At 41.1% G+C, this 6,648-nt stretch carries 6 protein-coding genes; 4 read left to right on the forward strand and 2 right to left on the reverse strand.

Translation table 11 applies throughout. The annotated features are described in order from the left end of the window. Positions 1 to 140 precede the first annotated feature (140 nt). Together dnaN and dnaA are read right to left on the reverse strand one after the other, a co-directional pair. Positions 141 to 1,316: a DNA polymerase III subunit beta gene (gene dnaN / locus AAEY72_RS05975; protein WP_352309826.1), complete on the reverse strand. Its 1,176-nt coding sequence runs from the start codon at positions 1,314 to 1,316 to the stop codon at positions 141 to 143. Positions 1,317 to 1,521: 205 nt separating this feature from the next. Then, the gene (gene dnaA, locus AAEY72_RS05980; protein ID WP_189583876.1) at positions 1,522 to 2,967 is read right to left on the reverse strand and encodes a chromosomal replication initiator protein DnaA; all 1,446 of its coding nucleotides are present in this window, start codon (positions 2,965 to 2,967) and stop codon (positions 1,522 to 1,524) included. Positions 2,968 to 3,545: 578 nt separating this feature from the next. On the opposite strand from dnaA, the gene rpmH reads away from it, so the two are divergent. The 4 genes from rpmH to yidC all read left to right on the forward strand — a co-directional run bounded on the left by rpmH (position 3,546) and on the right by yidC (position 6,531). Then, positions 3,546 to 3,680, forward strand: a complete 135-nt coding sequence (rpmH, locus tag AAEY72_RS05985; protein WP_007394757.1) for a 50S ribosomal protein L34 — start codon at positions 3,546 to 3,548, stop codon at positions 3,678 to 3,680. Between the two features lie 186 nt (positions 3,681 to 3,866). Then, positions 3,867 to 4,238 carry a ribonuclease P protein component gene (rnpA, locus tag AAEY72_RS05990; RefSeq protein WP_240216406.1) on the forward strand — a complete coding sequence of 124 codons (372 nt, stop codon included), beginning with the start codon at positions 3,867 to 3,869 and terminating at the stop codon, positions 4,236 to 4,238. 1 nt (position 4,239) lies between these two features. Next, positions 4,240 to 4,614 carry a membrane protein insertion efficiency factor YidD gene (gene yidD / locus AAEY72_RS05995; RefSeq protein WP_352309828.1) on the forward strand — a complete coding sequence of 125 codons (375 nt, stop codon included), beginning with the start codon at positions 4,240 to 4,242 and terminating at the stop codon, positions 4,612 to 4,614. Between the two features lie 219 nt (positions 4,615 to 4,833). Next, complete coding sequence (yidC, locus tag AAEY72_RS06000; RefSeq protein ID WP_352309829.1) at positions 4,834 to 6,531, forward strand: membrane protein insertase YidC; 1,698 nt, start codon at positions 4,834 to 4,836, stop codon at positions 6,529 to 6,531. Positions 6,532 to 6,648: the final 117 nt, after the last annotated feature.

Consider the following 6,648-nt stretch of genomic DNA (forward strand, 5'->3'; position numbering starts at 1 on the left):
AACTATAGATTTTTCAAGGTTGCAGATGTTAGTTTTGAATGTAAAAATGGTCTTCAAAACAACGCTATAAAGATAGCGACACCGTCTAACAGGACAAGTGCCACGGTCTAACTGTACAGCTTTCTACAAAACTAAAAGCACTATATACGCATTGGCATAATGACATATTGATGAAATTCATCATTCAGCTGATTCACTAGCACTGAGGCGTTAGATTGGCTCATATGCATTTGTAGGTCACCTTGGATGACACCTAGCACATCTTGCAGATAGGCAGCATTAAAGGACAGCTCCATAGGCTCCCCTTGATACTTAGCTTGTATCATCTCAACTGCTTCATCTTGCTCAGCGTTATTAGCGCGTACTTCTACCATACCGTCGCTGGCGAAATTAAACACCACACCACGTGATTTTTCGTTACTTAAAATCGCGACGCGGCGTAGCACATCCGTCATTTTCTCTTGATTAAACAAGGCCAATTTATCGGTATTGCTTGGCATGACACGGCGATAGTCAGGGAACTTACCGTCGATCAGACGCGCGGTAAAGGTAACCATTAGATTATCGCTCACCTGCCCTGCACTATCCACCTCACCGAATGGCAAGCTTACTTGCAAAAACTCGCGACCGAAACTTAGCGTTACTGCATTATCTTGATCACCTAGCATTTTACCAAGCTCAGAGGCCAAACGCTCAAGCTCAATGACAGCTTTACGCGGCAAAATAGCCTGCATGCTTAAATCAGCACTGACATCAATAACACTACGTGCCAATGCCAGTCTATGTCCGTCAGTCGCAACGGTGGTTAGCTGCTGCTGTGAAACATCGAACAGCATACCGGTTAAATAATAACGGACATCTTGAATCGCCATGGCAAACTGGGTTTTATGAATCAAATCAGTAAGACGGCTACGGCTGATGGTCAACGGTGTGATATTTTCAGGATTGCCCAAGCTTGGATAATCTTCGCTAGGCAATGTACCCAAGGTAAAACGGCTCTTACCACTGGTCAGCAAGCAGCGCTCGTTTTCTTGGGTGGCAAGACTAACTTGTGCTTGTGCTGGTAAAGATTTGCAGATATCTCTCAGCTTGGTCGCAGGTAAGGTGGTTGTACCTGCTTCCACGCAAGCACCAGCAGGCAATTTCAACGTCGATGTCAGCTCTACCTCTAAATCAGAAGCGGTCAAAATAAGCGCTGACTCAGACAACTGTAGCTTGATATTACCCAAGATAACCATATTGTGGCGTTTGTCAGCGGCTTTGGCGATCAAGTTAATAGCTTTTAGTAACGACTCTCGATTAATCGATAATTGCATGCTTGGTTACTCTTATTTGAATGATTCTTTTTATATAAATGTAAAATAATGACTCAATAATACCTTGTCTACTGACGATAATCCATAAGGTATCTGTCTGTTGACACTCGCAATATTATAAACCATATCAGCCGACTAAAATATAGTGTAACCACAGCCTAAAAATAGTGCAGCCACACCCTAAATTTAGCGACTGCATACGCCTTTAACCTGCTTGTAACATCAGCGCGAGTGTCTTGTAATCCTTATCGAACGCAGGATCGGCGGCGCGCAGCTCATTAACTTTGTCACAAGCATGCATCACCGTCGTATGATCCCGGCCTCCAAAAGACTGTCCAATCTCCGGAAAGCTATCGCTGGTCAATTCACGTGATAATGCCATGGCTATTTGGCGTGGTCTAGCAATACTACGCGTGCGCTTACGCCCCATCATATCTTTGATAGTCACATCATAGTACTCAGCGACCACTTTACGAATATTATCCATATTCACGGCTTGGACACGCATTGCGACGATGTCTTTCAACGCATATTGCACCATTTCGAGAGTAATCTGTGCACCCGTCAAATTGGCATTGGCAAATACTTGATTTAGAGCACCTTCTAAACGCCGAACATTTGAAACCACATTTTGAGCGATGAATAATGCGCATTCTTTAGGCAGTGTCATGCCATGTGATGCCGCTTTTTTCTGCAATATTTGTACTCGTGTATCAATCTCAGGTGGATCAACAGCCACCGTCAAACCCCAAGAAAAACGAGATCTAAAACGTTCATCAAACTCCGTCATTTGCGAGGGATGACGATCTGATGCCAAAATCAGTTGCTTGTCACCACTGGTAAAATCTGCAAATAACGTTAAAAACTCATTACTACTTTTAGTCTTTCCTGCTAAGACATGAATATCATCTACAATTAATAAATCTACTTTTTTTATTTTCTTTTTAAAATCTTCTATTTTATTGTTTCTTAATGAATAAACCAATTGATTAATAAATTTTTCAGAAGTGAAATAATAAAAACTTTGATTATTTTTTAAATAGCGATGTGCTACCGAATGCATTAAATGCGTTTTTCCTAATCCTGAAGGGCCGTATATAAATAAAGGATTATGACGGTTTTTTGACTGGCGTTTACCAAGCTCATAACAAGCCTTGTATGCCAGATTATTAGACTTACCAGTAACAAAGGTCTCAAAGGTAAAGTCAGGGTTTAGATAGCTCAAAGATTTGGCATCAGCAGAGTCTACTAGGGCAGCGTGACGCATGTTTGCATCGATATCTGCACGCGCATTATTCTGATGTATAGATTCAAATTTGTGCTCGGCAGGGGTAGGGGAGGGTTTGTCCTCTACAAATAGCGAACCTGATTGTGACTGATTATTTTCATCTGACTCTCGACCCGCATTGTCGACCCGCACGATCACTTCTTCGATAACACCTTGACTGTGCTTAGCCACCAGTTGCTGGATATCTTGCAGATGGTTTTTTTTGATATACGTCACAAAATAATCGTTAGGCGCAAGAATGATCAGCGTTTGTGCTTCTTGATGAGCTGACAAAGGTCTTAACCACATAGTAAATACATTATCTTTGACGTTATAACGTAGGTCGTTTAGACATTTATCCCAAATAGTTGCTGTATCTATCATGAAAAACAATAACCCCATAATCTGAAATAATAAAGGTGCCTAAACGGCATAATTGGTCGACCAGCATCCGATATTGTCGCTGAGTGCTATCTCAAAAAAACCATTAGAGAATACGCCAAAATCATATATCAAGCAGGGGGCTAATCTAACACAAATACCCTGTGGATAACATCCTGTTTTTTGTGGATAAGACTGTGGATAGTTTTGTGGATAAGTCAATAACCCAAGTTATCCATATTTCACCCACAGGTTATCCACAGGTTTACCCATAGTCTAGTATTTTGATAATAAAGGATAAATAAGACTTAACCCCAGATAATCGTGCTCCCAATAACAACAATACTTATATATATTAATCATTAATTATTATAGAGCACGACGATTTCTGTGGATAACTTTATGAAATTAAAACTGAGATCAGCCAGTCAATAACTAATAAATTAATGGAATTCTGCAGTCAGTTGAAAGAATTTAATCATTACGTTGACAACAAAAAATTAGTTTATTGACCAAAATACAATGCAATGGTATAATCCTCCGTTATTACGAATTTAGTCCATTATTTTGATAGGTGAGTTATGAAACGTACATTCCAACCAAGCGTGATCAAGCGTAAACGTACTCACGGTTTCCGTGCTCGTATGGCAACTAAAAAAGGCCGTCAGGTCTTAGCTCGTCGCCGCGCTAAAGGACGTCATCGTCTTACTGTATAATCACTAGATAACGATAAGCATGGCTACTAGTGCTTGTTGTGTTCCTATTGTTTATAGATTGCGATAGTCAATCATCACAACTGACACGTAGCCGTATATCAAAAGCGCCCAAATAGGCGCTTTTTTTGTCTCTATATTTTATGGTTATTTCTGATATTGTCACCAGCTCTTATACTAGGTTGTACTATGTCCACTACTGTCCCAGCTACATCGACTGCCCGCTTCACCAAAGCGCAACGCCTGCTAACGCCTGCGGCTTTCCGTGAAGTATTTGACGCTCCTGAGCGTAAGCTACACCAAAGCCATCTCATGGCTTTTGTACGCACCAATACGCATGAGCAGCCGCGAGTCGGTATGGCGATTACCAAGCGTAAAGTACCTACTGCGGTCGCTCGAAATTTAATAAAACGTCAAATACGTGAGCAGTTTCGCGTAAAGTCCTCAATGTTAGAAAATAAAGACATTGTTTTTATTGTTAAAAAATCAATTAAAGAATTAGATAATAAAGAATTAAAAAACGAAATAATTAATATATTTAAAAAAATAGAAAAAAAATAAAATGAATTTAATTTATAAAAAATTAAAATTTTTATTATATCGTTTTTTTTATTACATTATTCTTATTTATCAAAAAATCATAAGCCCAATTATTCCTGCCCGTTGCCGATATTATCCAACGTGTTCTAATTATGGCAAACAAGCTTTAGCGTGGCATGGAGTGCGAAGAGGTAGTTGGCTGTTGTTAAAGCGCATTGGGCGCTGTCACCCATTAGGTGGCCATGGTATTGATTTTGTGCCTCTGCCCTTAGCGACCTATAAATACCAGTATTTGCCCTCTACTAAGTTGGGCAGTTCTAAAAACTTTGGTTTTGGGGTGTATCGAGACGATAAGAGTTATGTGAGCCGCTTAAACTATTTGCTGAAGACCACATAGAATAGGTGCTCGACTGGCTGTTTTGTTAGGTCTTCAGAGTTACCCACAAGTTATCCACACTCTTGGTATCATTCGAGGTGGATTTTTAGTAAAATGATGCACATTTTATGTAAATGACTGCCAATACTGTTGTCATGGCGATAATAGATAACGGTGCTTTGTGTTCATGACACATGCCCTAATTTTTCATTCCCTAATTTTTTAATCTAGGAAAGGTTTATGCAAAAGATATTTCGGGTGATGATCATCATTGCGATGCTAATCACCGCTTATCTGCTGATTTTGGCATGGCGAGATGATTATGCCGATGCACCAGCTGTAGACACGGTACCAGAAGCTGCGACGTCAGTAGGTGCTGACATTCCATCTACGACGGGCGCAGCAGGTGATATTCCGGTACAGACACTACCTGTGGATAACGCGACTGCTGTTAACGGCACTGTGACGGCTACTCCGGCGAAAGATGCTGGTTTGATTACAGTCACTACCGATCGCTATGATATAAAAATCAATCCAGAAGGCGGTGATATCGTTTATGCTGCTCTCAAGCAGTATGACGCGATGCTCGATAGCGAGACGCCTTTTGTACTATTAGAAAATAATAGCAATCGCGTTTACGTGGCTCAGTCTGGTCTGATTGGTCAAGACGGTATTGATACTGCAGAAGGTCGTGCCAATTATAGCCATACTGCTAATAACTATGTAATGGAAAAAGGGCAACAAACGTTGTCTGTACCGCTTACTTATAAAAAAGATGGCGTGACGATTACCAAGACCTTCACCTTTACGCAAGACAAATATCCGATTGATATCAGTTATCAAATTCAAAATGCCTCTGCCGCAGCGTGGCAAGGACAGATGTTTGCGCAGTTAAAACGTGATGATAGTAAAGATCCTGGGATGTCTGATAAAGGCGCGCTAAGCATGGCGACGTATTTGGGCGGCGCTTGGGGCACACCTGATGATCCTTATAATAAGCTGAAGTTCGGTAACTTTAGTGATGGTGAGTTAACGACAACCAGTGATAAAGGCTGGGTCGGCATCGTGCAGCATTATTTTGTCTCTGCATGGACGCCTGAAAATTTCACCGGTAAGTTCTTCAGTCGTGAAACCGCTGATGAATACTTTATCGGCTTTAACAGTCAGCCAGTTAATGTTGCACCGAACAAGCAAGTCACACTAAATGCAACGTTATATGCTGGGCCGAAAGTACAGTCTGAGCTTAAAGACGTGGCAGTTGGCTTGAACAAAACGGTCGATTATGGTCTGTTATGGCCAATATCGAAGATCTTATTTGCTATCTTGGACGGCATTCATAAGGTAATCGGCAACTGGGGTTGGTCAATTATTGTACTGACTATCTTGGTTAAAATTGCTCTCATGTGGTTCTCAAACAAGAGCTACTACTCAATGGCGAAGATGCGTGCCATCGCACCGCGACTTAAAGTGCTCAAAGAAGAGCATGGCGATGATCGCATGAAGATGTCGCAAGAAATGATGGCGATCTATAAAGAAGAGAAAGTCAATCCGATGGCGGGTTGTCTACCTATCTTGATGCAAATGCCGATTTTCTTAGCACTATATTGGGTACTGGTTGAAAGTGTTGAGTTGCGTCATGCCCCGTGGATCCTATGGATTCAAGATCTATCAGCGATGGATCCATGGTTTATTTTGCCATTACTAATGGGCGCATCGATGTTTGTACAGCAACAGCTAAATCCGCAGCCCGCTGACCCAATGCAAGCAAAGGTAATGAAATTCTTACCGATTATCTTTACTGCATTCATGCTGTTCTTCCCAGCGGGTCTGGTTTTATACTGGACAGTGAACAACTTATTTAGTATGACTCAGCAATATATCGTTAATAAGAAAGTTGACGAAGAGCAAAAGCGCCGTACGGTTAAAGTGCTCGACTAATCGACAAGTAGTTAGCTCTATAATAAAAAACCCGCCTAGATGAACTGACCCCCATAAGTTGGACACAACTTATGGGGGTTATTTTATGAAGTATGACATCGACTTTAAACTAAGGGT

The sequence above is a fragment of the Psychrobacter sp. W2-37-MNA-CIBAN-0211 genome, from assembly GCF_040309405.1.
Lineage (GTDB): Bacteria > Pseudomonadota > Gammaproteobacteria > Pseudomonadales > Moraxellaceae > Psychrobacter > Psychrobacter glaciei.

Coding starts and splice junctions, on each gene's coding strand:
- dnaN (WP_352309826.1), bottom strand. CDS start 1,316: ATGCAATTATCGATTAATCGAGAGTCGTTACTAAAAGCTATTAACTTG.
- yidC (WP_352309829.1), top strand. CDS start 4,834: ATGCAAAAGATATTTCGGGTGATGATCATCATTGCGATGCTAATCACC.
- rpmH (WP_007394757.1), top strand. CDS start 3,546: ATGAAACGTACATTCCAACCAAGCGTGATCAAGCGTAAACGTACTCAC.
- dnaA (WP_189583876.1), bottom strand. CDS start 2,967: ATGATAGATACAGCAACTATTTGGGATAAATGTCTAAACGACCTACGT.
- rnpA (WP_240216406.1), top strand. CDS start 3,867: ATGTCCACTACTGTCCCAGCTACATCGACTGCCCGCTTCACCAAAGCG.
- yidD (WP_352309828.1), top strand. CDS start 4,240: ATGAATTTAATTTATAAAAAATTAAAATTTTTATTATATCGTTTTTTT.